This window comes from Mesorhizobium sp. CCNWLY176, assembly GCF_037153935.1.
GTDB classification, from domain to species: Bacteria; Pseudomonadota; Alphaproteobacteria; order Rhizobiales; family Rhizobiaceae; genus Mesorhizobium_M; species Mesorhizobium_M zhangyense.
In genome coordinates this window covers 155,554-181,877 of sequence record NZ_JBBBDZ010000006.1, presented here as the reverse complement: position 1 = coordinate 181,877, position 26,324 = coordinate 155,554, and the positions used below count along the sequence as shown (strand labels likewise).

Genomic DNA, 26,324 nt, shown 5'->3' with positions numbered 1-26,324 from the left:
GCAAAGAAACGTCGAGCGCTGCCGCAACGACCCCACCCGGCGGCTTCGCCGCCACCCTCACCTCAAGGGGGAGGGAAATGCAGGCTTCACACCGGCGGCGTGCCATTCTCTGCAAGAACAGCCCCCGCGAGATAAAGCGAGCCGCCGATCAGGATGCGTGGAGGTGCTTCCTTTTCGCCCCAGGTATCGCGCAGCAGCATCAGCGCGTTGGCAACGGAACTGACCGGCTCTGCTGAAAGTCCGGCCTCGTTGGCGCGCGCGGCGAGTTCGCCATTCGGCACGCCCGCTTCGCTGAGGCTGACCGGCACCGTGTAGACGTGACGGGCGATACCGTGGAAGGCGCGGAAATAGCCGGTCTGGTCCTTGGTGTTGATCATGCCGCAGATGAGAAACAGCGGCCGCGCAAGCTTTTCCTCCTGCTCGGCCAGCGCTTCGGCGATGACCACGCCGGCGCCCGGATTGTGACCGCCGTCGAGCCAGATATCCGCCCCGATGGGTGCCAGGTCGACAAGCGCGCCCTGCGTAAGGCGTTGCATGCGGCCGGGCCAGGACACGGTAGTCATCGCCTTGTTCGCCGCTGCTTCGCTGATCTCGAAACCGGCCGTCTTGACCGCTGCGATTGCGGCTGCCGCGTTGGCGTATTGATGGCGGCCGGGCAGGCGCGGCGGCGAAAGATCCATCAGGCCGGTCTGGTCCTGGTAGATCAAACGGCCATGCTCTTCGGCGGCCAGGAACTCCTGGCCATAGACCTGAACCGGACAGCCCAGGCGATCCGCCGTCTCCACGATCACGTCCTGCGCGGTCGCGTTCTCCTGCGCGCCGACGACCACCGGGCAGCCCGGCTTGATGATGCCGGCCTTTTCGGCAGCGATAAGTTCCACCCGGTCGCCGAGATAGGCTTCGTGATCGAGCGACACCGGCATGATCAGGGAGACGGCCGGTTTGCGTATGACATTCGTCGCGTCGAAGCGGCCGCCAAGGCCTACCTCGATGATCGCCGCATCGGCCGGATGTTCGGCAAACAGCAGGAACGTTACCGCCGTCAGGATTTCGAAGACGGTAATGGTCTCGCCGCGATTGGCCTCGGCAACGCGCGTGATGGTGTCGGCCAGCACATCGTCGGAAACGAATTTGCCGCCGCCATCTGCCGCCAGCCTATAGCGCTCGTGCCAGTTGACCAGATGCGGCGAGGTATGGACATGCACGCGGTAGCCCGCCGCCTCGAGCAAAGCGCGCGAGAAGGCGGCGGCCGAGCCCTTGCCGTTGGTGCCGGCGATATGGATCACCGGCGGCAGTCTGTCCTGAGGATTGCCGAGACGGCCGAGCAGGCGCGAGACCCGGTCCAGCGAAAGATCGAAACCTTTCGGGTGCAGCGTCATCAGGCGCTCGATTTCGCGATCGGCGAGCAGAGTGGACATGAAGGCTCCTCCGGGAGCAGAAGTCGTGGGCGGGAATTTTTTGGACCCCCGCCTTCGACTCTATCAGGCCTGAGGACGCGCCTCAGTCGTCACGACGACGGGTGCCGGCACGATTTCCGACTTTTCCGGTTTGGCAGCGTCCGGCGTCTTCATCAGGATTTTAAGCAGGCGGGCGATGGTCGATTTCAGCTCCAGCCGCGAGACGACCATGTCGACCATGCCGTGGTCCATCAGATATTCGGCGCGCTGGAAGCCGTCCGGCAGTTTTTCGCGGATGGTCTGCTCGATGACGCGCGGCCCGGCAAAGCCGATCAGCGCGCCCGGCTCGGCAATGTGGACATCGCCCAGCATCGCGTAGGAAGCGGTCACGCCGCCGGTCGTCGGATTGGTCAGGACGACGATATAGGGCAGGCCCGCCTCTTTGAGGCGGTCGAGCGCGACCGTCGTACGCGGCAGTTGCATCAGCGACAGGATGCCTTCCTGCATGCGCGCGCCGCCGGAGGCAGCAAACAGGATCATCGGGCGGCGCTTTTCGACCGCCGTCTCGAAAGCATGGATGATCGCGTCGCCGGCAGCCATGCCGAGCGAGCCGCCCATGAAGGCGAAATCCTGCACGGTAGCGACCACGGGTAGGCCCTCGATCGTGCCGAGCGCGTTCAGGATCGCGTCTTCCAGGCCGGTCTTGGCCTTGGCGTCCTTGAGCCGGTCTACATAGCGCTTCTCGTCGCGGAATTTCAGCGGGTCGGTCATCACCTTCGGGTTTTCAAGCGTCTCGAAGGCGCCATTGTCGAAGAAGAATTTCAGCCGCTCGCGCGCCGAAATCTTCATGTGATGGCCGGATGACGGGATGACGAACTGGTTGCTCTCGAGGTCCTTGTGAAAGACCATCTCGCCGCTCTCCGGATCCTTGATCCAGAGATTTTCCGGCATTTCGCGCCGGCCAAGCATCGAGTTGATCTTCGGGCGGACGTAATTGGTGATCCAGTTCATGGCATCCATTCCTGTGATGTCAAAGACATGGGTACTTTATTGGGCAGCAGCAAGGCGGGCGGAACGAACGCCTTGCGCCAGGCCGTTGACCAGCGTGGCAACCGCTTCAGCCGGGTTGGCCGTCATCTCGCCCTTCGGGCCGATGACATTGGCGACCGCGTTGACGATCGCCGTGCCGACAACGACGCCATCCGCAGACGCGCCGATGACTCGCGCCTGCTCGGCGGTCTTCACGCCGAAGCCGACACAGACCGGCAGGCTGGTATGGCCCTTGATGCGGGTGACTGCCTCGGCGACCTTGGACGTGTCGGCCAGCGCCGAGCCGGTGATGCCGGTCATCGACACGTAGTAGACGAAGCCGGAGGTGTTTTCCAAAACCTTGGGCAGGCGCTTGTCGTCGGTGGTCGGCGTTGCCAGCCGGATGAAGTTGATGCCGGCCTTGATCGCCGGCACGCACAGCTCTTCATCCATTTCCGGCGGCAGGTCGACCACGATCAGCCCGTCTATGCCGGCATCGATGGCATCGGCAAGGAAACGGTCGACACCGTGGATGTAGATCGGATTGTAATAGCCCATCAGCACGATCGGCGTTTCATTGTCGGTGGCGCGAAACTCGCGCGCCATCTGCAGCGTCTTGTTCAGCGTCTGGCCGGCCTTCAGGGCACGCAGGCCGGCGGCCTGGATCGCCGGGCCATCGGCCATCGGATCGGAAAACGGCATGCCAAGCTCGATCACGTCGCTGCCGGCCTTGGGCAGCGCCTTCATGATGGACAGCGACGTTTCGTAGTCCGGGTCGCCGCCCATGAAATAGGTGACGAGCGCGGGACGGCCTTCGGCCTTGAGTTTGTCGAAGCGGCGTTCGATGCGGGTGCTCATGGTCAGATCTCCATTCCGAGCATCTTGGCGACGGTGTGGACGTCCTTGTCGCCACGGCCCGAAAGATTGACGATCATGACCTGGTCCTTGCCCATCGTCGGCGCGACCTTCACCGCATGGGCAATCGCATGCGCAGATTCCAGCGCCGGGATGATGCCTTCGACGCGGGTGGTGAGCTGGAATGCCTCCAGCGCCTCGTTGTCGAGGATCGGCACATATTCGACGCGGCCGCTGTCGCGCAGCCAGCTATGCTCCGGCCCGACGCCGGGATAGTCGAGGCCGGCCGAGATCGAATGGCCGTCGAGTATCTGGCCGTCGTCGTTCTGCAGGAGATAGGTGCGGTTGCCATGCAGCACGCCCGGCCTGCCGGCATTCATCGAGGCGCAATGCTCGATGCCGTCAAGGCCGCGTCCACCGGCTTCGATGCCGACGATCTTGACGTTGCGGTCGTCGAGGAAAGGATGGAACAGGCCGATGGCGTTGGAGCCACCGCCGACGGCAGCGACGATCACGTCGGGCAGGCGGCCTTCCTGCTCGAGGATCTGGGCGCGGGCTTCCGTGCCGATCACCGACTGGAAATCGCGCACCAGTTCCGGATAGGGATGCGGGCCGGCTGCCGTGCCGATCAGGTAATAGGTGTCGTGGACATTGGTCACCCAGTCGCGCAGCGCCTCGTTCATGGCGTCCTTCAGCGTGCCATGGCCGGCGCTGACCGGCCGCACTTTGGCGCCGAGCAGCTTCATGCGGAACACGTTGGGGCTTTGGCGCTCGACGTCGGTGGCGCCCATGTAGACGATGCAGGGAAAGCCGAAACGTGCCGCCACGGTCGCGGAGGCAACACCGTGCTGGCCGGCGCCGGTCTCGGCGATGATGCGCGTCTTGCCCATGCGCTTGGCAAGCAGGATCTGGCCGAGGCAGTTGTTGATCTTGTGGCTGCCGGTGTGGTTCAGGTCTTCACGCTTGAAATAAATCTTTGCGCCGCCCCCGAGGCCCTTCGCCGAGGAAACGTCACGAAGATGCTTGGTCAGGCCTTCGGCGAAATAGAGTTTTGACGGCCGCCCGGCATAATGGGTCGAGAGGTTCTCAAGTTCAGCCTTGAAAGCGGGATCGTTCTTGGCCTCGTTCCAGTGCCGTTCCAGGTCGAGGATGAGCGGCATCAACGTCTCGGCGACGAAACGGCCACCGAAAATGCCGAACATGCCCTGTTCGTCGGGTCCGGTGCGGAAGGAATTGGGCTCTGCCGGCTTGTTCATTGCACTATCCTGTTGGTCCGGGCGACGGCAGGACAGCCTTTTTCCTGCCCTTGCGCGATCTTGCCGAGCCTTAAGCCTTTCGGGGGCTAAATGTAAACTGCTCTCTGCACATCGTCAGGCGGCGCGATTATCTGTCGCCGCCTGCACGGCCCGAAAGAAACCGTCGATCAGCGCCACATCCTTGACGCCGGGAGTGCTTTCCACGCCGGACGATATGTCGATGCCGGGCGGGTTCGTAAGACGCAGGGCCTCGCCGATATTGGCGGCGTTGAGGCCGCCGGAAAGCATGTAGTCGATCTGGCCCTCGAGGCCCGCAAGCAGGCGCCAGTCGAAGGAAACCCCGTTGCCGCCCGGCAGCTCCGATCCCACTGGGGGCTTGGCATCGAACAGGAAGCGGTCGGCAACGCTGACGTAAGGAGCAATTGCGTCGAGATCGGCTGCCTCGCGAATGGCAAAAGCCTTCATCACCGGCAGGCCATAGCGCGCCTTGACCTCGGCCACGCGCTCGACCGTCTCGTGGCCGTGAAGCTGCAGCATGTCGGGCGACATCGAAGCGACGATATGGTCGAGCGTCTCGTCGTCCGCATCGACGGTCACCGCGACCGCCTTGGCACGCCCGCGCGCGGTTTCACGCAGCCGTCCGGCTTCGATCGGATCGATGTTTCGCGGGCTCTTCTGGAAGAAAATAAAGCCGACATGGCTCGCGGCGCCGGCAAGGGCGGCAGCAAGGGCCTCATCGGTCTTCAGGCCACAGATTTTGATGTCGAGCGCCATGGCCGGGGGAATTGCCACGAAAAGATCGAAGAGTCGAGAATAGCCTTTGAAATACTGACTTGGTCCAGCCGTAAACGACGCTCGGAAAAGCGTAGATGGCCTTGCGACGCTCTATCACGGCGATTGCTCGAATGTGGTCATAGTCGATTGCTGCCAACGGTTCCGGGCCGGGAGGTTGCAGTATTTCAGTATCGCGACGCATGGCGGTCTCCAGGGGAGAAGTCATGCAGTTCGGATATCATTTCCAGAACGCTAGATAATCAGTTACATAGTGACTTCACTCATGACTGGAAATCATGAATATGGCCGTATCAGACGATATGAATGCCTTCGTGCGCATCGTGGACCTCGGTTCCTTCGCCAAGGCGGCTGAGGATTTGCGCGTCACGCCATCAGCCCTATCGAAGTTGATCTCGCGTCTCGAAGACCGGCTCGGCGTGCGGCTCCTGACGCGCACGACGAGAAGGTTGGCTCCGACATCGGAAGGCTCGCTCTATCTTGAGCGGGCGCGCGAAATCCTCGAACTTATTGGCCGCACCGAGACTGATGTCTCCTCCGCCCGTAGCCAGCCGAAAGGTCGCTTGCGCATCAACTCCAGCACCGGTTTTGCCCGACAAACCTTGCTGCATGCAGTTCCGGCGTTCCTGCATCGCTATCCCGAGGTTTCGGTGGACCTCACTCTGACTGACCGCCTCATCGATCCTGTTGCCGAGCAGGTTGACATCGTCATTCGGGGCAGCCCGTCAGCGGGGTCCGATCTGGTCGTTCGCAAGTTGGCGGAAGGGCGTCGGCTTATTTGCGCCGCTCCATCCTATCTGGAAAGGGCAGGGACGCCGCTTTCGGCTGCCGACCTGGAGAAACATAACTGTATTGCGTTGTTGAGCCAGTCGCCCACGACCTGGCCGCTCGCGGCCGAAAGCGGCCTCGTGCGGTTCCAGCCAAAAGGAACCTTTTCCTGCGACAATGTCGGCATGCTGTTTGATATGGCTATTGCGGGCCAAGGTATCGTTCGCCTGGCCGATTTTGTGGTGGGACAGGCTGTCCGCGAGGGTCGGCTGCTTGAAATCCTGACTGACACAAATCGCTCGGATACGATCTCGCTCTGGGTGCTGATGCCGAAGGGCCGCTTTCACGCCCCGCGTGTTCAGGCGTTTCTCGATTTTATGGAAGAGTGGCTGAAGGCAGCGAACAACGCTGACGTAACGGCCTGACGGGCCGATCGCCCCTCATATTCGTATTCGCTCACTCGAACATGATCGCCTGAAGTGCGCCGCCATTGCGCTTCAGCCAGGCCTTGCAGCGCTCGGTATCGGGGCAAAGCTCCTCGCAGAGCTTCCAGAATTTCGGGCCGTGGTTCATCTCGCGCAGATGCGCCACTTCGTGCGCGACGAGATAGTTTATCACCGGCGCCGGCGCCATCATGATGCGCCATGAAAAGGAGAGTGTTCCGTCGGACGTGCAGGAGCCCCAGCGGCTCGACGTGTCGCGAAAGCGGATCGCCTTGGCCTTGCGGCCCGCCGCCGTCGCGTGCTTCGCCACCAATTGCTCGATGTCGCGCTTGGCCTCGCGCTTGAGGAAATCGGCGATGCGCCGCGGCAGATGAAGCCGGTCGCCATGCACGACCAGCGTCGGGCCGCTATCGTCATGCGAAACCACTACCGTGCCGCGCTTGCCCGGCTCATGCACGATCAGATGCGGCACGCCGCGGACGGGGATTTTTATACCCGGCCGCACCTGCGGGCGATCTGGCACTTTGGCCAGACGCTGTTCCAGCCAGCCCTGATGCCGGTGCAGGAAGCGGTCGACCTCGCCGCGTGCCAGGCCCGGCGGTACGGTGATGCGCAGGCCGCGGCCGCCTGAATCGATGCGCAGAGTCAGCCGCCGCGCGCGATCGTTCTCGACGATGCGTAGCGGCAGCGTGCGGCCGGCGACGACATGCTCCCGCTCAAGCACCGAAGCTACGGGGCGGGCCTGCAATTTTTTCAGGAAACCGAAGGGCATCAGGTGACGGTACGTGATTCGCGATGGAAGGAATTCTACCTGAAAAGCACAGGTCTTTCGGGCGGAATTTTGGTCGGGAGGAGCGGCAGAGGTATAAAGGAAAACGGCGCCGCGAATGCGACGCCGTTTGAACTTCTTGTCAGGAGAGAGCCTTACGCTTCGTCGAGCAGGCCGGACTTGCCGCCGCGCTTGGTGGTCGTCGGCGCGGTCGACTTGTTGCGGTTGGCCATGAAGCGGTCGAATTCTTCCTGGTCCTTGGCGCGGCGCAGTTCGCGGGCATAGTCGTCGAACTGGGCCAGCGTCTCGTCGAGCTTGCGGCGCTCTTCGGCAAGGCGCTCGAGTTCCTTCTCGCGCCAGTCGTCGAAGGCGACGTTGCCGGTGGGCGTGTAGGAGCCCTTGCCCCAGCGGGCAGCCTTGTCGGAGCCGCGGCGGCAGCCGGCGAAGATGCCGTCGGTTGCGCGGTTTACGTCGCGCTTGAAGCCTTCAAGCCGATCGCCCCAGATGATGTAGGCAAGCATGGCGAGGCCAAGCGGCCAGAACACCATGAAGCCGATCACCATCAACGCGATGGTCGCCGGCGTCCATGCCGGACGGATCAGTGCAGTCGTGTTCATGTTTCTCCGGTTCCTTCAGTTGGAGGCAGCCGATCCGGCTGCTTCAATTCGAAATGGGAACGGAAAAATGGCTATTCAAGACGGTTTTGTTGAAAACCGGACAAGCTTTTGGAAAAATTACAGCGCCGAAGGGGAGTTGAACGCCCAATGGATGCTGTAATACTTTGAATCTACGAATAATTCTTTCCGAGGAATTGATTCCGACTTTTTGGGTTATGCGTCAGCGTTTTTTGAGAAAATCGAGCGCGAGCACGATCATTCCGGCAACCAGACCCCAGAATGCGGCGCCGATGCCGAAAAGCGTCAGCCCTGAAGCGGTCACCGCAAAGGCGGTCGTTGCCGCCATCCGTTCGCCCTCATCCTTCAGCGCGATCGACAGCGCATTGGCAAGCGGCGCCATCAGTGCAAGACCGGCGACCAGCACGATCAGGCTCTGCGGCAGCACGGCGAAGATCGCCACCAGCGAAGCTCCGAAGATGGCGAAGACGAGATAGGCGAGCGCGTAGAACGGTCCGGTCTTCCAGCGCTCGGCCGGATCGGGATGAACGTCCGGCCCGGTGCAGATTGCTGCGGAGATTGCCGCCAGATTGGTGGTCAGCGCGCCGAAGGGGGCCGTCAGCAGCGAGAATAATCCTGTCACGGAAATCAGCGGCCCGGGGTTCGGATCGTAACCGGCAGCGCGCAGCACGGCGAGGCCGGAGAGGTTCTGCGAGGCCATCGTCACGAGATAGAGCGGTATCGCCAGCCCGACGATGACGGCTGGCGAGAAGGACGGGCTGATCAATGTCAGCGTTGAAAGCTCGGGCGTGGGCAGCCCGCCGACGCGGCCGGTCAAAAAGGCGATCGCACCGCCGCCAACCAGCACCGCCAGCACCGAAAGCGCCGGATTGAACACCCGGATGATGAAGAACGCCGCGATCAGCGGCAGGATGAGGATGGGGTCGACCGGAACCGTCTTCACCGCATTGATCGCGAAAGTGACGACAATGCCGCCGAGCATTCCCGAGGCGACCGAGGCGGGGATTTTCGCGATGAGCCGCGTCAGCGGCTTGAACAGGCCGGTGATGATCAGAAGAGCCGCCGTGACGATGAAAGCACCGACGGCATCATTCATGTTGAACCCGGAACTTGCAGCGATCAGCGCTGCCCCCGGCGTCGACCATGCCGAGATGACCGGCATTTTGGTTTGCCAGCTCAGCCAGGCTGTTTCGAACGCCATGGCCAGGCAGATCGCGGTGACCCAGCTTGCCGTCTGCTCGCGCGATGCGCCGACCGCATCGGCGGCAGCGATGATCAGCGCCAGCGTGCCGCCAAAACCGACGATTGCCGCGACGAAAGCCGATATCGGAATGGAAAGCCGCATCATCCCACCTGCGTGCTGATGGCTTCGACTGCGCGCAAAAGCATGTCGAGGTCCTGCGGTCGCGACAGGCGGTGGTCGCCCTCCGGTATGAGCGACAGCGTCACGTCGTCGGCAGGCAGGCACGAGACTAGCTTTAAAGCGTGGCTGTGCGGCACGTCCGGGTCGGCCAGGCCCTGCAGGATGTGGATCGGACAATGCGTGTCGATCGGCCCGGTCATTACCAGGTTTTTTCGCCCATCTTCGAACAGCGCCCGCGTGTAGACATTGGGTTCCGGCGAATATTCGGACGGCTCCTCGAAAAACCCTTTTTCCCTGAGATCGCGGCGTTGCGCCTCGCTGAGCTGCGGTTCCATCAGTTCGGAGACGAAGTCGGGCGCCGGCGCCAGCAGCACCAGCCCGCCAATGCGATCGCCTTCGCCTGCCTTGAGCAATTCCTCGACCATCCGCAGCGCGATCCACGCGCCCATGGACGACCCGACGAGGATTTGCCGGCCATGCGTAAACTTCCGGAACACGGCGAGGCTCTCGGCAAGCCATTTGGAGATCGTGCCGTCTGCGAAGGCGCCGCCGGACTCACCGTGGCCGGAGTAATCGTGCCGCAGGAAGGCGCGGCCGTGACCTTCGGCCCAGTCGCTCAGCGTCTCGGCCTTGGTGCCGAGCATGTCGGAGCGGAAGCCGCCCAGCCAGACGATTCCGGGCTCCTTGCCAGCGAGATGACGGAAGGCGATCGCGGTGCCGTCTACGTCAAGAAAGTCCGGTGGCGTTTCGGTCATGTCTTCTTTCCTGTCGGGTGACGCTCTTTTGACACAGGTCGAATCCGGCGGAAAGGCCCACAAAGCACAGTCGGTGCCGTGCTTGATGAGCCAATATCAAGTCAGGTGATTTATTCTGTTTGCTGTGCTATTGACTTGCTCCGCGCCGTACCGACATAGGCGCAACCCACGAAATGAACGTCAACGGTTCGAGGAGACAACGACCATTCGCAGACCCTTCAAAGCAGCGGCGCCCACCAAAGACGGCCCGCGCTCCAATCGCGACATCCGGGTGCCCCGGGTTCAGCTCATCGATGTAGATGGCAGCAATCGCGGTGACGTTTCAATCAACGATGCTCTGCTGGCCGCCGAAGAGGCAGGCCTCGATCTCGTCGAGATATCCCCCAACGCACAGCCGCCGGTCGTCAAGATTCTCGACCTCGGCAAACTGAAATACGCCAACCAGAAGAAGGCGGCCGAGGCGCGCAAGCATCAGAAGATCATCGAGATCAAGGAGATCAAGATGCGCCCCAACATCGACACCCACGATTACGAGGTGAAGATGCGGGCGGTTCGCCGTTTCTTCGAGGAAGGCGACAAGGTCAAGCTGACGCTGCGTTTCCGTGGCCGCGAAATGGCCCACATGGAACTCGGCATGCAGCTTCTGAACAAGGTTCGGGAAGAGGTCGCCACGATCGCCAAGGTCGAGGCCGAGCCGAAACTCGAAGGCCGCCAGATGATGATGGTTCTGGCGCCGCGCTGACCTTTCAAGCGCTGTCCGCCTGATGGCGGACAGCGCGCATCTTGAATTGGCCATGATCCGATTGGAAAGGGCACGGCGTCGTCTTTGCACGCCGCGCCCTTCTTTGCTTTTCCGAGAGCCGCCATGTCCCCGTCCGCCGAATTGAGCCGTTACCAGCAGCGCCGACGCATCGTCCTTGCGATACTCGTCGTGGTGATTTTTGCAGCTCTGTTGTTCGTCCAGTCGGCCATGGTGTCAGACGACGACCTGCACGAATATGTCGAGATGTTCGGCGGTGCCGCGATCCTGACGGCCATTCTCGGCCGCACCTGGTGCACGATGTATATCGGCGGGCGCAAAGGTTCGGAGATCGTCAGGGGCGGTCCTTACTCGGTCACCCGCAATCCGCTCTATGTCTTCAGCGCGATCGGCGCGGCGGGCATCGGCGCGATGACCGGCAGCATTACGGTGGCGGTCGCTTTCGCGGTCATCACCTACCTGGCGTTTCATTCGGTCACCCTCGTTGAAGAGGCTTACCTGAAGCAGGCCTTCGGCGAACCCTACGAGCGCTATATGCGCGAGGTGCCGCGCTTCTTCCCGCGCTTCAGCCTTTTCAAGGAAAGCGAACTGCTTTCGGTGCGACCACAGATCCTCTACCGCACTTTTACGGACGGCCTGTTATTTCTGGCTGCCTATCCGTTTTTCGAGTTCGTGGAATATCTCCAGAATGCCGGTTATTTGCCGGTCTTCCTGCGGCTTTATTGACCTTAAGCCACCGGCAGCGATTCACCGGTTGCGCTTTCGACCGCGCATCGCTATAAGGCCGCGTCCAAGAACCGTCCGGCAGGGCATGCCGTGGCGGTTTCTAATGCTTTTCGGGCATTGGTCTGCCCGAAGCGACATAAGGCGTGATTTTGCGCCAAAGAACGGAGTAGCAAAATGCCCAAGATGAAGACCAAATCAGCCGCCAAGAAGCGGTTCAAGATCACTGCGACCGGTAAAGTTCTGTCGGCTGCCGCCGGCAAGCGCCACGGCATGATCAAGCGCAGCAACAAGTTCATTCGCGATGCCCGCGGCACCATGGTTCTCGCTGAGCCAGATGCCAAGAAGGTCATCAAGAATTTTCTGCCGAACGGCCTTTGAGCCCGGCCAAGCGTTTTTAAGGAGATCATGACATGGCACGTGTAAAGAGAGGCGTCACCTCGCACGCCAAGCATAAGAAGGTCCTGAAAGCCGCCAAGGGTTTCTACGGCCGTCGCAAGAACACCATCCGCATCGCCAAGCAGGCAGTCGAGAAGTCGCTGCAGTATGCTTATCGCGACCGCAAGAACCGCAAGCGCAATTTCCGCGCCCTGTGGGTTCAGCGCATCAACGCTGCCGTTCGCGAGCACGGCCTGACCTATGGCCGCTTCATCGACGGTCTCAACAAGGCCGGCATCGAGATCGACCGCAAGGTCCTGTCCGACATGGCTATCCACGAGCCGCAGGCATTCGTCCTGCTCGTCGACAAGGCCAAGGTCGCGCTTGAATATCTGAAGAACACCACCCCGAACGCTTTTGAAAGCGCAGTCGCCTAAGGCCGCCGCGCTTCCCAAGCTTTCGATTTTATGATTTGGGAAACCCGCGCCGGCAGGGCTGGCGCGGGTTTTTCTTTGAGCCAAGATTCAACAAAAAGATGACTATTCGCCAAAATGGTGAATGTCCCTGCAAGCGAGTTTGACCGTGAGCGAAGCAAACACCGATCTGGATACGCTCGAAACTACCCTTCTTGCCGACATTGCAGCGACCGCTGACGAGCAGGCGCTTGAGGCCGTTCGTATCAGCGCACTAGGCAAGAAGGGCATCATCTCTGAGCAGTTGAAGACGCTCGGGAGCATGAGTGACGAGCAACGGCAAACTTTTGGTTCGCAGCTAAACAGCCTAAAAAACAAAATACTCGACGCAATCCGTGAGCGCCGCGCCGATTTGCGAGATGTTGCCATCACCGCGCGTCTCATCGCTGAAAAGCTGGACGTGACGCTGCCGGTGCGCCAGTCGCCGGCCGAGCGCGGCCGCATCCACCCGATTAGCCAGGTCATCGACGAGATCGCGGCGATCTTCGGCGATCTTGGCTTCGCCATCGCCGAAGGCCCGGATGTCGAGACCGACTACTACAATTTCACCGCGCTGAATTTCCCCGAAGGCCATCCGGCGCGCGAAATGCACGACACCTTCTTCTTCAATCCGGACGCCAACGGCGAACGCAAGGTTCTGCGCACGCACACCTCGCCGGTGCAGATCCGCACCATGGAAACGCAGAAGCCGCCGATCCGCATCGTCATTCCCGGCAAGACCTACCGGCAGGACTCCGACGCCACCCACTCGCCGATGTTCCATCAGGTCGAGGGGCTGGTCATCGACAAGACGGCCAACGTCGCCAACATGAAGTGGGTGCTTGAAGAGTTCTGCAAGGCCTTCTTCGAAGTGCCGTCGCTGAACATGCGCTTCCGCCCGAGCTTCTTCCCGTTCACCGAGCCGAGCCTGGAAGTCGACATCCAGTGCGACCGCTCGCGGCCGGGTGAAGTGCGCTTCGGCGAGGGCTCGGACTGGATGGAAATCCTCGGCTGCGGCATGGTTCATCCCAATGTGCTGCGCGCCGGCGGGGTCGATCCCGACGAGTATCAGGGTTTTGCCTGGGGCATGGGCATCGACCGCATCGCCATGCTGAAATACGGCATGCCGGACCTGCGCGCCTTCTTCGACGCCGATGTCCGCTGGCTCCAGCACTACGGTTTCCGCCCGCTCGACATGCCGACTTTGTTCGGTGGGTTGAGCAACTGATCGCGCGGCAAGGGACAGAAAAATGAAATTCACCCTCTCCTGGCTCAAGGACCATCTCGAGACCGACGCCTCGCTCGGCGAAATCGTCGAACGCTTGACCTCGATCGGCCTCGAAGTCGAATCCGTCGATGACAAGGCAGCACTGAAACCCTTCGTCATTGCCAAGGTGCTGACGGCAGCGAAGCATCCCGACGCCGACAAGCTGCGTGTGCTGAGCGTCGATATCGGCGACGGCAAGCCTGTGCAGGTCGTCTGCGGCGCGCCGAATGCGCGCGCCGGGCTGATCGGCGCTTTCGCAGCCCCCGGAACCTATGTGCCCGGCATCGATGTCACGCTTTCCGTCGGCAAGATTCGCGGCGTCGAGAGCCATGGCATGATGTGCTCGGAGCGTGAGCTGGAGCTTTCCGACGAGCATAACGGCATTATCGACCTGCCGGCCGATGCGCCGGTCGGAACCCCTTTCGCCACCTATGCCAAGCTGGACGATCCGGTCATCGAGATCAACCTGACGCCGAACCACCCGGAAGCGACCGGCGTTTACGGCATAGCCCGCGATCTTGCTGCCAGTGGCCTCGGCACGTTGAAGACTGGCGCGGTCGAGCCGGTCGTGGGCAAGGGCGCATGCCCGGTCAAAGTTACGATCGAGGCACCGGAGCTCTGCCCCGGCTTTGCCTTGCGCCTCGTGCGCGGCGTGAAGAACGGCCACTCGCCGAAATGGCTGCAGCAGCGGCTGATCGCCATTGGCCTGCGCCCCATCAATGCGCTCGTCGACATCACCAACTATCTCACCTTCGATCGTGGCCGACCGCTGCATGTTTTTGACTTGAAGAAGGTGGCCGGCAATCTGGTCGTGCGCCGGGCTCTGGAAGGCGAGAAGGTGCTGGCGCTGAACGAGCGCGAATACACGCTGACGCCTGAGATGTGCGTCATCGCCGATGACAGCGGTGCCGATTCCATCGCTGGCGTCATGGGCGGCGAGCACACCGGCAGCGACGAAAACACCACCGACGTGCTGATCGAATCGGCCCTGTGGGACCCGATCACCACCGCCCGCACCGGCCGCACGCTCGGCATCATCACCGATGCGCGCTACCGCTTCGAGCGTGGCGTCGATCCGGAATTCATGGTTCCAGGCCTGGAGCTTGCAACCCGCATGGTGCTCGATTTCTGCGGTGGTGAGCCGACCGAGATCGACGTGACCGGCTATGCTGGCCACACGCCCAAGATCGTTTCCTTCCCCGTGTCGGAAGTGAAGCGGCTGACCGGCATCGAGGTTCCGAAGGCAGAAGCGCTCGATATCCTTGCCCGCCTCGGCTTCAAGCCGCTGGGCAATGGCGAGGTGATCGATGTCGAGGTGCCTTCATGGCGGCCCGATGTCGACGGCAAGGCCGATCTGGTCGAAGAGGTCATGCGCATTCACGGCGTCGACAACATCCTGCCGCAGCCGCTCGGTGCGCATGATGCCGTCAACGGCAAGATACTGACGACGCTCCAGATCCGCACCCGCGCCGCGCGTCGTGCGCTGGCCGTGCGCGGCATGATGGAGGCCGTTACCTGGTCGTTCATCCCGGCAAAGCATGCCGAGCTGTTCGGCGGCGGCCAGAACGAGCTGAAGCTCGCCAATCCGATTGCCGCCGACATGTCCGACATGCGGCCCTCGCTGCTGCCGGGCCTGCTCGCTGCTGCACAGCGCAATGCCGACCGTGGCTTTGGTGATGTCGCTCTGTTCGAAGTGTCGGGCACCTATGAGGGCGACACGCCGGAAAAACAGCGCCGGGTGGCTGCCGGCATTCGCCGCGGCACCGCGAAGCTCGAAGGTTCCGGCCGCAGCTGGAGCGGCAATGCCGGCCCGGTCGGAGTGTTCGACGCCAAGGCCGATGCGATTGCAGCCCTGGAAGCCTGCGGCGCGCCGGTCGACAAGCTGCAGATCGAGACGGGTGCGCCGTCCTGGTATCATCCGGGTCGTTCCGGCGTGATAAAGCTCGGCCCCAAGACCGTGCTCGGGACATTCGGCGAATTCCACCCGAAAACGCTCGAAGTGCTCGACGTGTCAGGCCCGCTCTGCGGCTTCGAAGTGTTCGTCGATGCGATCCCCGAGCCGAAGGCCAAGCCGACCCGAACCAAGCCGAAGCTGGAGCTTTCCGCCTTCCAGGCGGTGAAGCGCGATTTTGCTTTCGTCGTCGACAAGGCGGTGGAAGCCGGAACGCTGACGCGTGCCGCACTTTCGGCGGACAAGAAGCTGATCACCGGCGTCTCCGTCTTCGACATCTTCGAAGGCGCTTCGTTGGGCGAAGGCAAGAAGTCGATAGCCATCGAAGTTTCGATCCAGCCGGTCGAAAAGACGCTGACCGACGAGGACTTCGAGGCACTCGCCGGCCGCATCGTCGACAATGTGAAAAAGCAGACCGGCGGTGCGCTGCGGGGGTGAAATGCTCCTCACGCCGTTGGAGACGTTTTTCGTTGAGGAGTTTTGTCGCTTCATAGGCTGCTCAGCTTCTGAGGCCGGAAAACTTCGAGTCGACAAGCGGGAGCGTGGTCCAGTTGGTTTTATGACTTCGGTTCTGGCTGCGACAGTTCCTCAAGCGCTCTGCTGGGGGCACAGGGTATTCGATTCGCCCCGCATAGCTTTGGTGGGGCCAGATAGCGTGAAATGCGGGATGGTGTTGTTTTTTGACAGCATTACCGGAAAGCTTGATTCTATCGAAGGGCAGGTGTTCGCGAAGCAATGGCCATCTGTTGAATACCCCGCTTTTTGGTCAGAATCCGACCGAATCGCTGACCACAAAACAAAGGGTTAGAACGCAGCCCATGTCGCATCTGCGTTTCTCTGGCCTCTCCGATGTCGCCCAGAAGCAGGCGTTTCTGGATATCATCTGGCGGGACGTGCTGGTGCGCGAGGCCCTGAAACGGGCTCGCGATCTGGCGCTGCCGCAGTGGCGCATCGTTTCCGGCGCGCTCTACAACACCGTCTGGAACGACCTCACCGGCAAGCCGTCGGGCTATGGCATCAAGGATGTCGATCTTTTCTACTTTGACCCTTCCGACCTTTCCTACGAGGCCGAAGACAGGGCGATCCGGCGTGGGCAGGAAGTTTTCACGGGGCTGGCGCGCCCTGTCGAAATTCGCAATCAGGCGCGCGTGCATCTCTGGTTCGAAAAACATTTCGGCCAGCCATATCCACCGCTTTCCTCCAGCGAAGAGGGGATTGATCGCTTTGCCTCGAAAACCCATGCGGTCGGTGTCAGGCTGATGCATGACGACACGATCGACCTCTACGCGCCATTCGGGCTCGACGACATTTTCTCGTTCCGCATCACGCCCAACCGCATCATCGACAACAGCAACACGCATATGGCGAAGGGGGCGCGGGCGATTGCGACCTGGCCCGAAGTCAGCGTCGTTCCCTGGTAGCGCCGCACTTCCCTTGTGACGACACGGCGGCTAGGGTTCGCAGCAAATCCAGGAAGGAGCCAAAAATGTTTCGATGGGGCGTTTTGTCGACCGCCAAGATCGCGCGCGAGCAGCTTTTGCCGGCAATTGCCGACGCGCAAAACGGTGTGATTTCCGCCATCGCGAGCCGCGACGCGCAGAAGGCGCGAGCACTCGCTGATCGCTTCGGTGCGCCGCAAGCCTTCGGCTCCTATGACGAGTTGCTGGCCTCCGATACGGTCGACGGCGTCTATATCCCGCTGCCGACCTCGCAGCATGTCGAATGGGCGGCGAAGGCCGCCGAGGCTGGAAAGCACGTGCTGGTCGAGAAGCCGCTGGCGCTCGATGCCAAGGATATCGTCCCGCTGATCGCAATTCGTGACCGCAAGAAGGTGCTGATCTGCGAAGCCTTCATGGTCGTCTACCACCCGCAGTGGATCAAGGTGCGCGACCTCATCGCCGAGGGCGCCATCGGGCGGCTGCGGCATGTCCAGGGCGCGTTTTCCTATTACAATGTCGATCCGGACAACATGCGCAACAATCTCGATCTCGGCGGCGGCGCGCTGCCCGATATCGGCGTCTATCCCACCGTTGCGACCCGTTTTTCGACGGGCAAGGAGCCCGCTCGCGTCCAGGCGACCATCGAGCGCGACAAGAGTTTCGGCACGGATATCTATTCGTCGATCCGCGCCGATTTCGGCGATTTCGAGCTGTCCTTTTACCTCTCGACGCAGATGGCGCAGCGGCAGTTCATGGTTTTCCACGGCGACAAGGGCTTTATCGAAGTGCTTTCGCCGTTCAATGCGGGCAACTACGATCATCATCGCATTGAATTGCACAACCAGAGTCATACCGAGGCGCAGGTCTTCCGCTTTCCCGGAACGCAGCAATATCGGCTGGAGGTCGAAGCCTTCGCCCGCGCGGCTCAGGGCGGCAAGGACGAAGTGTTCACGCTGGAAAATTCCATTCTCAATCAGAAGGTCATCGATGCCATTTTCCGCGCCGGCGAGCATGACGGCTGGGAAAAGGTTTGATCACCAATAGACGCCGCCGCGCCTGAACCTGACGCGCGGCGCGCTTTGCGGCGGATTGAGCGAGCCGATGCAGGCCGGCAGCTCGATATCCATATCATCGGCAATCGGTGCTTCGGGCATTGCCAGCAATGCGTGGATATTGCCTGTCGGCTCAAAGGGCGAGCCTGCCGAAGGCCTGATCTTCGGAACGATCGAGGGCCGCGCCTGTATCGGCGCGCCTGTCGGCAGAACGATCCCGTCTTCCGCCGCCTGAGCCGCCTTCAACACCATCAGCCGCGCGACGCGATCCTCGGTTCTTGGATGGGTGCGCAGGATCGAAGGGTCGGGAATGCGCCCGCCCGGAAGCAAAATATTCTCCCAGCGCCGGCCTTGCGCTTTCTCGAGCTTGTCGAGTGCCGAGGCCAGCCCGTCCGGATCGCCGGTCAGCATGGCGGCGCCCAGATCGGCGTCGAACTCGCGGGTGCGCGACAGCGCCATCTGCAAAAGGCCGCCGATTGTCGGCGCGGCAAGCAGCACCAGCACGCCGAGCCAGGGTATCTGCTGGCCCATGCCGCCGAAAAACCCGCCGATGTTGAGGAAAAGCGAAAACAGCCCGACGGTCGACATCACCGAGGTGAAGCGCGAAACCATGTCGGCAAAGGCCATCACCTTCACGTCCTCATGCGCGATATGGCTCATTTCGTGGGCCAGAACGCCGGCCAGTTCGCGCGTCGAAAGATTTCGCGCCAGCGCGTCGGTGATGGCGATGGCCGAATCTTCGCGTCGCCCAACCGCAAAGGCGTTCATCATCTTCGAGGGAATGACGTGAAGTTTCGGCGTCGAAGGCAGGCCGGCCCGGCGCGACAATTCCGAAACGATGCGAAAGCCCGTGGGAAACATCTCGGGCGATACCGGCTTGGCCTTGTACATGCCCAGCACCATCTGCGGGCTGACGCGGCGTATAGCCGCCATCGAAACCGCGCCGAAAATGACGGCGAAGATCACGCCCGTCACGCCGCCGAATGCCCAGGCGGTGATGGCGAGCAGAAAAAGGCTGGCCGCACCCAGCAGCCACGTATGCAGCGTATTGACGACGCGATTGCGGCGCTGGGCAAAGTGGTTGATCGTTCGGTTCGGGCTCATCCCATGAAATATGGTATGGATGCATCGATTTGCCTATTCCCGGCATGAGCATAGTTGTCAGGACGCTTGCGCGCCGTGACGCCTGTTCTTATATACGCCCAACAATTGCTGGAACTGCCGCAGACACGGCCAAGCCAGCGAAATTTCTTGTGAACAGGGGCTGCCGTCGGAACGCCTCATGGGTCCTGGCAGCCTGCTTAGCGGAGAGTAGAAAAAATGGCTAAAGTAATCGGTATCGATTTGGGAACGACCAATTCCTGCGTCGCCGTCATGGACGGCAAGGACGCGAAGGTCATCGAGAATGCGGAAGGCGCGCGCACGACCCCTTCCATCGTCGCTTTCAGCGATGGTGACGAGCGCCTCGTCGGCCAGCCGGCCAAGCGCCAGGCGGTCACGAATCCTGAAAATACGATTTTTGCGGTGAAGCGCCTGATCGGCCGCCGTTATGACGACCCGGTCACCGAAAAGGACAAGAAGCTTGTCCCCTATCACATCGTCAAGGGCGACAATGGCGACGCCTGGGTCGAAGCTGTCGGCCGCAAGCAGTCGCCGAGCCAGATTTCGGCGATGATCCTGCAGAAGATGAAGGAAACCGCGGAAGCCTATCTCGGCGAGAAGGTCGAGAAGGCCGTCATCACCGTTCCCGCCTATTTCAACGACGCCCAGCGCCAGGCCACCAAGGATGCCGGCAAGATCGCCGGCCTTGAAGTCCTGCGCATCATCAACGAGCCGACTGCGGCAGCCCTCGCCTATGGCCTCGACAAGAAGGAAGGCAAGACGATTGCCGTCTACGATCTTGGCGGTGGCACCTTCGACATTTCCGTGCTGGAAATCGGCGATGGCGTCTTCGAAGTGAAGTCGACCAATGGCGACACCTTCCTCGGCGGTGAAGACTTCGACATGCGTCTGGTCGAATATCTGGCGGCCGAGTTCAAGAAGGAACAGGGCATCGACCTGAAGAACGACAAGCTCGCCCTTCAGCGCCTCAAGGAAGCTGCGGAAAAGGCCAAGATCGAGCTGTCCTCGTCGGCCCAGACCGAAATCAACCTGCCCTTCATCACCGCCGATGCTTCCGGTCCGAAGCACCTGACGATGAAGCTCACCCGCGCCAAGTTCGAGCAGCTGGTCGACGATCTCGTCCAGCGCACGGTCGAGCCCTGCAAGGCGGCGCTCAAGGATGCCGGCCTCAAGGCTGGTGAAATCGACGAGGTTGTTCTGGTCGGTGGCATGACCCGCATGCCCAAGATCCAGGAGATCGTGAAGCAGTTCTTCGGCAAGGAGCCGCACAAGGGTGTCAATCCTGACGAAGTCGTTGCCATGGGCGCCGCCATTCAGGCCGGCGTGCTGCAGGGCGACGTCAAAGACGTGCTGCTGCTCGACGTGACCCCGCTGTCGCTCGGCATCGAGACGCTTGGCGGCGTGTTCACGCGCCTTATCGAGCGCAACACCACGATCCCGACCAAGAAGAGCCAGGTCTTCTCGACCGCCGAGGATTCGCAGTCGGCCGTGACGATCCGCGTCTTCCAGGGCGAGCGTGAAATGGCTGCCGACAACAAGATGCTCGGCCAGTTCGATCTCGTCGGCATTCCGCCGGCACCGCGCGGCGTGCCGCAGATCGAAGTGACCTTCGACATCGACGCCAACGGCATCGTCAACGTCTCGGCCAAGGACAAGGGCACCGGCAAGGAACACCAGATTCGCATCCAGGCGTCTGGCGGTCTTTCGGACGCCGACATCGAGAAGATGGTCAAGGACGCCGAAGCCAATGCCGAGACCGACAAGAAGCGCCGCGGCCTCGTCGAGGCCCGCAACCAGGCCGAGGCTCTGGTGCATTCGTCCGAGAAATCGCTCAAGGACTATGGCGACAAGGTTACGGAAGCCGATCGCACTGCGATTTCCGAAGCCATCGCTGCCTTGAAGACGGCTGCCGAAGGTGACGATGTCGACGATATCGGCGCCAAGACGCAGACGCTTGCCGAAGTCTCGATGAAGCTCGGCCAGGCCATGTACGAGAATTCGCAGAAGGAAGCGGCCGAGGCTGATGCAGCTGCCGATGCCGCCAAGGACTCCGACGTGGTCGACGCTGATTTCGAAGAAATCAACGAAGACGACGACAAGAAGAAATCTGCCTGATCCGATTTGCAGGCGGACACGAAAGCCCGGCCATCGCGCCGGGCTTTTTGTTTGTGCGGGTGCACAACTTCAGCGCGTATTAAGCTTACCTAAAGGAAAGCCGGCGAACCTAGCTGCATGGTGATGGGGCTGGGATAAGGCAGGTGCATTTCAGGACACTCGAAGTCTGGCGGCTTTCTGCAGCGCTTGCTGTGATGATGTGGCATTTCCTGCGCTATGCGCCGCCCGGGCACGAGGCAGCGAGTGCTGCACTCTACCGCCTGCTGCCGCTGATGGAGATGTTCTTCATGATCTCCGGCTTCCTGATCACGCTGCGCTACGCCGACACGCTGATGACCGAGCCGGGCTCGTTCCGGCGCTTTATCGTGCGGCGCTTAGCGCGGCTTTATCCGCTTTATCTGGCAACGCTGCTGTTCTTCTGCCTTGTGGCGCTCGCGCTGCATATGGGTCTGGTCCAGTCCGATCAGCCCGAGCGCTACGCATGGTCGGCCTTGCCGGCCAATATCGCTCTGGTTCAGGCCTGGGGCCTGACCGACGTTCTGACCTTCAACTATGTCGGCTGGACGCTTTCGGCCGAATGGTTCTGCTACCTCACGCTACCGGTTCTCGTTATCGCCTACCGCTGGTACGGAATTTTGGGGCTGGCTGCCGTCGCGGGCTCGTCAATCGTCGTACTGGAAATCGCGGTAGCGCTCGGCTGGATTCCGTTCCCGAGCTGGTTGCAGGCCAATACCTGGGGCGCGTATCGGGCCTTCGCCGATTTCGCCCTCGGCGCGCTGGTCGCCATTGCTGTGCGTGACAGCCGGTTGAAGCTGAAAAGCCTTTTGCCGGGCTGGCTGTTCTTTATCGCCGCGATCACGGCCATGGCAACGCTTCAGAACGCCTATGTAATCGTGCTGCTGCTGGCAGCGGCGACCTTTCTTGCAGCGCTTGCCGAACGCAACGAAGCCGAGGCCGCCTACTACCTGAAGCCGCTTCACCCCATCGGCCGGGTTTCCTTCGGCATCTACATGATCCATCCCGTCATCGAGAGCATCCTGCTCGCGGTGTTGTGGCGCAAAATCGTCGAGCCGATGAATGTCGTAGGATTTTACACCTATTGGTACTTGCCGGCATTGACCGTCATCGTGGTGGCCCTGCTTTCCGACCGCTATTTCGAAGGTCCGGTGAGCCGTTATCTCAACGCTCGTTTCGGCGAAGCGCCGAAGCCAGCGGCCGGGAGAAGTGCTGCCTAAGGGCCACAAACCCGTTTTACTTGCCGCAAGCACTGATTTTCTAGCGAAAACTGCGCGTTTGACTGCCCTGCCCTATGGCATATGGGCTCGCGGTTTACTAAATCGGTGCCAGTTGCCGCAAGCAGACGGACGAAACGATGCGCAAAGACATTGCCCTTCCGGTTTATGGGATAAGATGAAAGCTGATTTCTACGAAACCTTGGGCGTCCAGAAGGGCGCTGACGAGAAGGAACTGAAGAGTGCCTTTCGCAAGCTCGCGATGCAGTTCCACCCGGACCGCAATCCCGGCGACAATGCCTGCGAACACAAGTTCAAGGAAATCAACGAAGCCTATGAGACGCTGAAGGACCCGCAGAAGCGCGCGGCCTATGATCGTTTCGGCCACGCCGCCTTCGAGAACGGCGGCATGAATGGCGGCGGGCAGGGTTTCGGCGGTGGCGGGGGTTTCTCCGACATATTCGAGGATATTTTCGGCGAGATGATGGGTGGCCGCCAGCGCCGCTCCTCCGGTGGCCGCGAACGTGGCGCCGACCTTCGCTACAATATGGAAATCACACTGGAGGAGGCATTTGCCGGCAAGACCGCGCAGATCCATGTGCCGGCCTCCATTTCCTGCACCGACTGCTCCGGCTCCGGCGCCAAGCCCGGCACGCAGCCGGTCACCTGCACCATGTGCTCCGGCTCCGGCCGCGTTCGCGCCAGCCAGGGCTTCTTCTCCATCGAGCGCACCTGCCCGCAATGTCAGGGCCGCGGCCAGATGATCAAGGACCCGTGCGCGAAATGCGCCGGCCAGGGCCGTGTCACGGAGGAGCGCTCGCTGTCGGTCAATATTCCGGCCGGCATCGAGGACGGTACGCGCATCAGGCTCGCCAGTGAAGGCGAGGCCGGCCTGCGCGGTGGGCCTTCGGGCGACCTCTACATCTTCCTTTCGGTCAAACCGCACGAGTTCTTCCAGCGCGACGGCGCAGACCTCTACTGCAAGGTGCCGATCTCGATGACCACCGCAGCGCTCGGTGGCTCGTTCGAGGTGGCAACGCTCGACGGCACGCAGACCCGCGTGAAAGTGCCGGAAGGCACGCAGAACGGCCGTCAGTTCCGCCTCAAGGGCAAGGGCATGCCAATTCTGCGCCAGCCCAATATCGGCGACCTCTATATCCAGACGGCGGTCGAGACGCCGCAGAACCTGACCAAGCGTCAGCGCGAGCTTCTGGAAGAATTCGAGCAGCTTTCATCCAAGGACAACAGCCCGCAGTCGAGCGGGTTCTTCTCGCGCATGAAGGACTTTTTCGAGTCTTTCGGAGAGTAGAACGGCAACCGCAAGCTGTTGGTTTTGCGACGATTGGCTCCGTTTTGTCTTGCGTCACAGATTACGTGACGTAAAGATCACACCGGGGCGCACGGAATGCAGGAGAATATGCCGATGGCTCGTGGGTCTGGTCTGCGCAAGTCGCTCGCGACAAAATTCGACGACGAACTGCGCTTCTTCAAGGGTTGGATCGATAAGCCCAAGGCTGTCGGGTCCATCATCCCGACAAGCTCCATCACCGCCCGCCGCATGGCTTCCATCATCAATCCCGCCTCCGGCCTTCCTGTTCTGGAGCTCGGGCCTGGCACCGGCGTCATCACCAAGGCGATCCTGGCCCGGGGCATCAAGCCGCAGAACCTCTACGCAATCGAATATTCGGAAGAATTCGTCGATCACGTGAGAAGGGGATATCCCGGCGTCAACGTCATCCAGGGCGACGCCTTTAACCTTGACGAGACGCTTGGCCCCAAGGACCGGATTCAGTTCGACTGCGCGATCTCCGGCGTTCCTTTGCTGAATTTCCCGGTTTCCAAGCGGATCGCCTATATCAATGACATTCTCGATCGGCTGCCTTCTGGTCGACCGGTCATCCAGATCACCTATGGGCCGCTGTCGCCGGTTCCGGCCGGACGAGGCGAGTATACGGTGGAGCATTTCGACTTCGTCATACGCAACATTCCCCCGGCTCAGCTCTGGATCTATCGCCGCGGCGCAAACGGTTGACGCTGCAATCTTGACGGTTGATTAGAACACCAGTTCGCCTATACCCCGGGTGAACAGGAGCCATGCTGATGACTGCCCGAATTCTCGTCTTTGCCGGGTCGATCCGCACCGGTGCGTTTAGCGGCAGGACCGCTGACGTGGCGGTCAAGGAACTGGTCCTTCAGGGCGCCGAAGTCACCCGCATTTCGCTTGGCGACTATCCTCTGCCGATCATGGACGAGGATCTCGAGGCGGAAAAAGGCGTCCCGGAAAACGCCGTCAAGCTTGGCCGCCAGATCGCCGCGCATGACGGGTTCCTCATCGCCAGCCCCGAATACAACTCATCGATCCCGCCGCTGTTGAAGAATGCGATCGACTGGGTCAGCCGCGTCCGCAAGGATGGCGGCCGCCCCTTCAAGCCATACGCCGGCAAGGTCGCGGCGCTATGCTCGTCGTCGGACGGTAATTTCGCCGGCCTTCGCGGCCTTTATCACCTGCGTTCGGTGCTGATGAATTGTCAGGTCGAGATCATCACGCCGCAATGTTCCGTTGCCCATGCGAGCGAAGCCTTTGACGAGAACGGCGGCTTCAGGGAAGAACGCCTTCGCCACACCATGGAAAATGTCGCGCGCACGCTGATCGAGCGCGCACGCATGCTTTCGACAAGGATTGACGCATGACGGTTGAAACGATGCGCGACCGCCTGATCGTCGGCCTGGATGTGCCGACGCTGAAGGAAGCGGAAGCTGCGGTTCGCGAGCTCGAAGGCGTCGTCTCCTTCTACAAGATCGGCTACCAGCTTGCCTTTGCCGGCGGGCTCGATTTCGCCCGCGAACTGGCAAGCGGCGGAACCAAAGTCTTCCTCGACATGAAGCTGCTGGACATTGACAACACGGTGGCCAAGGGCGTGGAAAACATCGTCAGGATGGGCGTGTCCATGCTGACGCTGCACGCCTATCCCAAGGCGATGCGAGCCGCGGTCGAGGCTGCCAGGGGAAGCGATCTCTGCCTGCTTGCCGTGACTGTGTTGACCTCCATGGACCAGCAGGACGTCATCGACGCGGGCTACGAATATGATCCGCACACGCTGGTGCTGCGGCGTTCCGAACAGGCATTGCAGGCGGGCATGGGCGGCATTGTCTGCTCGGCCGACGAAGCATCCGCCGTGCGCAAGATCGTCGGACCCGACATGGCTGTTGTGACGCCGGGTATCCGCCCGGCGGGCAGCGACCACGGCGACCAGAAGCGTGTGATGACGCCGGCCCAGGCCATCCGCAACGGTTCCAGCCACCTCGTCGTCGCACGGCCGATCGTTGCGGCGGTTGACAGGCGAGCGGCGGCGCAGGCTATCCTCGCCGAAATGGCGCAGGCCTGAACAAAGAAGATTCTGGAGGACAAGATGGCCAAGGGATACTGGATCGCTCGCGTCGATGTTCGCGACCCCGAGGGTTACAAGGATTATGTTTCTACCGCGAAGCCCGCTTTCGAGCGCTTTGGCGCCAATTTTCTCGTTCGCGGCGGTGCGCATGAGGTCGTCGAAGGCCCCGGCCGCGCGCGCAATGTAGTGATTGAGTTTCCGTCACTGGCGGCAGCGCGCGATTGCTACAACTCACCCGAATACCAGGCCGCCAAGGCTATCCGGCAGAAATTCGCCGATGGCGAGATCGTATTGGTGGAAGGGCCAGCCTGACGCAGCGTCCGCCTGCCTGTTGCGGTGCAAAATGAAGGTTTGTGAGCCGGCAAGCACCGGCTGCAACGGT

General features: G+C 61.5%; 26 protein-coding genes. 16 read left to right on the top strand and 10 right to left on the bottom strand.

The window, feature by feature from the left end:
- Positions 1-86: 86 nt before the first annotated feature.
- From WBQ96_RS12595 to WBQ96_RS12575, 5 genes are all read right to left on the bottom strand, one after another.
- Positions 87-1,418 carry a bifunctional folylpolyglutamate synthase/dihydrofolate synthase gene (locus tag WBQ96_RS12595; RefSeq protein ID WP_336550482.1) on the bottom strand — a complete coding sequence of 444 codons (1,332 nt, stop codon included), beginning with the start codon at positions 1,416-1,418 and terminating at the stop codon, positions 87-89.
- 63 nt (positions 1,419-1,481) lie between these two features.
- Positions 1,482-2,408, bottom strand: a complete 927-nt coding sequence (accD, locus tag WBQ96_RS12590) for an acetyl-CoA carboxylase, carboxyltransferase subunit beta (RefSeq protein WP_336550483.1) — start codon at positions 2,406-2,408, stop codon at positions 1,482-1,484.
- Between the two features lie 36 nt (positions 2,409-2,444).
- Entirely contained in the window at positions 2,445-3,284 is an 840-nt protein-coding gene (gene trpA / locus WBQ96_RS12585; RefSeq protein WP_336550484.1) for a tryptophan synthase subunit alpha, read from the bottom strand.
- Positions 3,285-3,286: 2 nt separating this feature from the next.
- The gene (trpB, locus tag WBQ96_RS12580; RefSeq protein ID WP_336550485.1) at positions 3,287-4,537 is read right to left on the bottom strand and encodes a tryptophan synthase subunit beta; all 1,251 of its coding nucleotides are present in this window, start codon (positions 4,535-4,537) and stop codon (positions 3,287-3,289) included.
- A 114-nt stretch (positions 4,538-4,651) separates the two neighbouring features.
- Positions 4,652-5,311, bottom strand: a complete 660-nt coding sequence (locus WBQ96_RS12575; protein ID WP_336550639.1) for a phosphoribosylanthranilate isomerase — start codon at positions 5,309-5,311, stop codon at positions 4,652-4,654.
- Positions 5,312-5,613: 302 nt separating this feature from the next.
- On the opposite strand from WBQ96_RS12575, the gene WBQ96_RS12570 reads away from it, so the two are divergent.
- On the top strand, positions 5,614-6,522 hold the full coding sequence (locus WBQ96_RS12570) for a LysR family transcriptional regulator (protein ID WP_336550486.1): 909 nt from the start codon (positions 5,614-5,616) through the stop codon (positions 6,520-6,522).
- 31 nt (positions 6,523-6,553) lie between these two features.
- Here WBQ96_RS12570 and WBQ96_RS12565 read toward each other — a convergent pair whose 3' ends face one another.
- From WBQ96_RS12565 to WBQ96_RS12550, 4 genes are all read right to left on the bottom strand, one after another.
- Positions 6,554-7,312 (bottom strand): M48 family metallopeptidase, encoded by a 759-nt coding sequence (locus WBQ96_RS12565; RefSeq protein WP_336550487.1) that lies wholly within the window; start codon positions 7,310-7,312, stop codon positions 6,554-6,556.
- 152 nt (positions 7,313-7,464) lie between these two features.
- Positions 7,465-7,926 (bottom strand): DUF2852 domain-containing protein, encoded by a 462-nt coding sequence (locus tag WBQ96_RS12560; RefSeq protein WP_091915635.1) that lies wholly within the window; start codon positions 7,924-7,926, stop codon positions 7,465-7,467.
- Between the two features lie 220 nt (positions 7,927-8,146).
- The gene (locus tag WBQ96_RS12555) at positions 8,147-9,289 is read right to left on the bottom strand and encodes a benzoate/H(+) symporter BenE family transporter (protein ID WP_336550488.1); all 1,143 of its coding nucleotides are present in this window, start codon (positions 9,287-9,289) and stop codon (positions 8,147-8,149) included.
- On the bottom strand, positions 9,289-10,062 hold the full coding sequence (locus WBQ96_RS12550; RefSeq protein ID WP_336550489.1) for an alpha/beta hydrolase: 774 nt from the start codon (positions 10,060-10,062) through the stop codon (positions 9,289-9,291). The genes WBQ96_RS12555 and WBQ96_RS12550 overlap by 1 nt, the downstream gene beginning before the upstream one ends.
- A 205-nt stretch (positions 10,063-10,267) precedes the next feature.
- Between WBQ96_RS12550 and infC the strand changes: the two genes are divergently transcribed.
- The 8 genes from infC to WBQ96_RS12510 all read left to right on the top strand — a co-directional run bounded on the left by infC (position 10,268) and on the right by WBQ96_RS12510 (position 18,066).
- Positions 10,268-10,804: a translation initiation factor IF-3 gene (gene infC, locus WBQ96_RS12545; protein ID WP_165120274.1), complete on the top strand. Its 537-nt coding sequence runs from the start codon at positions 10,268-10,270 to the stop codon at positions 10,802-10,804.
- Positions 10,805-10,927: 123 nt separating this feature from the next.
- Entirely contained in the window at positions 10,928-11,548 is a 621-nt protein-coding gene (locus WBQ96_RS12540) for a methyltransferase family protein (protein WP_336550490.1), read from the top strand.
- A gap of 174 nt (positions 11,549-11,722) precedes the next feature.
- Positions 11,723-11,926, top strand: a complete 204-nt coding sequence (rpmI, locus tag WBQ96_RS12535) for a 50S ribosomal protein L35 (protein ID WP_091915627.1) — start codon at positions 11,723-11,725, stop codon at positions 11,924-11,926.
- Between the two features lie 32 nt (positions 11,927-11,958).
- A complete protein-coding gene (rplT, locus tag WBQ96_RS12530; protein WP_336550491.1) occupies positions 11,959-12,360 on the top strand; it encodes a 50S ribosomal protein L20 in 402 nt (133 codons plus the stop codon).
- A gap of 145 nt (positions 12,361-12,505) precedes the next feature.
- A complete protein-coding gene (gene pheS, locus WBQ96_RS12525) occupies positions 12,506-13,603 on the top strand; it encodes a phenylalanine--tRNA ligase subunit alpha (RefSeq protein WP_337035895.1) in 1,098 nt (365 codons plus the stop codon).
- A gap of 22 nt (positions 13,604-13,625) precedes the next feature.
- Positions 13,626-16,031 carry a phenylalanine--tRNA ligase subunit beta gene (pheT, locus tag WBQ96_RS12520; RefSeq protein ID WP_336550493.1) on the top strand — a complete coding sequence of 802 codons (2,406 nt, stop codon included), beginning with the start codon at positions 13,626-13,628 and terminating at the stop codon, positions 16,029-16,031.
- 380 nt (positions 16,032-16,411) lie between these two features.
- Complete coding sequence (locus WBQ96_RS12515) at positions 16,412-17,014, top strand: nucleotidyltransferase family protein (RefSeq protein WP_336550494.1); 603 nt, start codon at positions 16,412-16,414, stop codon at positions 17,012-17,014.
- A gap of 65 nt (positions 17,015-17,079) precedes the next feature.
- The gene (locus tag WBQ96_RS12510) at positions 17,080-18,066 is read left to right on the top strand and encodes a Gfo/Idh/MocA family protein (RefSeq protein WP_336550495.1); all 987 of its coding nucleotides are present in this window, start codon (positions 17,080-17,082) and stop codon (positions 18,064-18,066) included.
- Here WBQ96_RS12510 and WBQ96_RS12505 read toward each other — a convergent pair whose 3' ends face one another.
- The gene (locus WBQ96_RS12505; RefSeq protein ID WP_336550496.1) at positions 18,067-19,188 is read right to left on the bottom strand and encodes a zinc metalloprotease HtpX; all 1,122 of its coding nucleotides are present in this window, start codon (positions 19,186-19,188) and stop codon (positions 18,067-18,069) included. It abuts the gene before it with no gap.
- A 216-nt stretch (positions 19,189-19,404) separates the two neighbouring features.
- On the opposite strand from WBQ96_RS12505, the gene dnaK reads away from it, so the two are divergent.
- The 7 genes from dnaK (at position 19,405) to WBQ96_RS12470 (ending at position 26,254) form a co-directional block, all read left to right on the top strand.
- Positions 19,405-21,321, top strand: coding sequence for a molecular chaperone DnaK (dnaK, locus tag WBQ96_RS12500; RefSeq protein ID WP_336550497.1), 1,917 nt, complete (start codon positions 19,405-19,407; stop codon positions 21,319-21,321).
- Between the two features lie 143 nt (positions 21,322-21,464).
- The gene (locus WBQ96_RS12495; protein WP_336550498.1) at positions 21,465-22,556 is read left to right on the top strand and encodes an acyltransferase family protein; all 1,092 of its coding nucleotides are present in this window, start codon (positions 21,465-21,467) and stop codon (positions 22,554-22,556) included.
- Positions 22,557-22,731: 175 nt separating this feature from the next.
- A complete protein-coding gene (dnaJ, locus tag WBQ96_RS12490; RefSeq protein ID WP_336550499.1) occupies positions 22,732-23,862 on the top strand; it encodes a molecular chaperone DnaJ in 1,131 nt (376 codons plus the stop codon).
- A gap of 114 nt (positions 23,863-23,976) precedes the next feature.
- Positions 23,977-24,585: a phospholipid N-methyltransferase PmtA gene (gene pmtA, locus WBQ96_RS12485; protein WP_336550501.1), complete on the top strand. Its 609-nt coding sequence runs from the start codon at positions 23,977-23,979 to the stop codon at positions 24,583-24,585.
- A gap of 68 nt (positions 24,586-24,653) precedes the next feature.
- Positions 24,654-25,244, top strand: coding sequence for an NADPH-dependent FMN reductase (locus WBQ96_RS12480; protein ID WP_442920822.1), 591 nt, complete (start codon positions 24,654-24,656; stop codon positions 25,242-25,244).
- Positions 25,241-25,939: an orotidine-5'-phosphate decarboxylase gene (gene pyrF, locus WBQ96_RS12475; protein WP_336550506.1), complete on the top strand. Its 699-nt coding sequence runs from the start codon at positions 25,241-25,243 to the stop codon at positions 25,937-25,939. Before WBQ96_RS12480 ends, pyrF begins: the two co-directional genes overlap by 4 nt.
- A gap of 24 nt (positions 25,940-25,963) precedes the next feature.
- A complete protein-coding gene (locus tag WBQ96_RS12470) occupies positions 25,964-26,254 on the top strand; it encodes a DUF1330 domain-containing protein (protein WP_091915604.1) in 291 nt (96 codons plus the stop codon).
- Positions 26,255-26,324 lie beyond the last annotated feature (70 nt).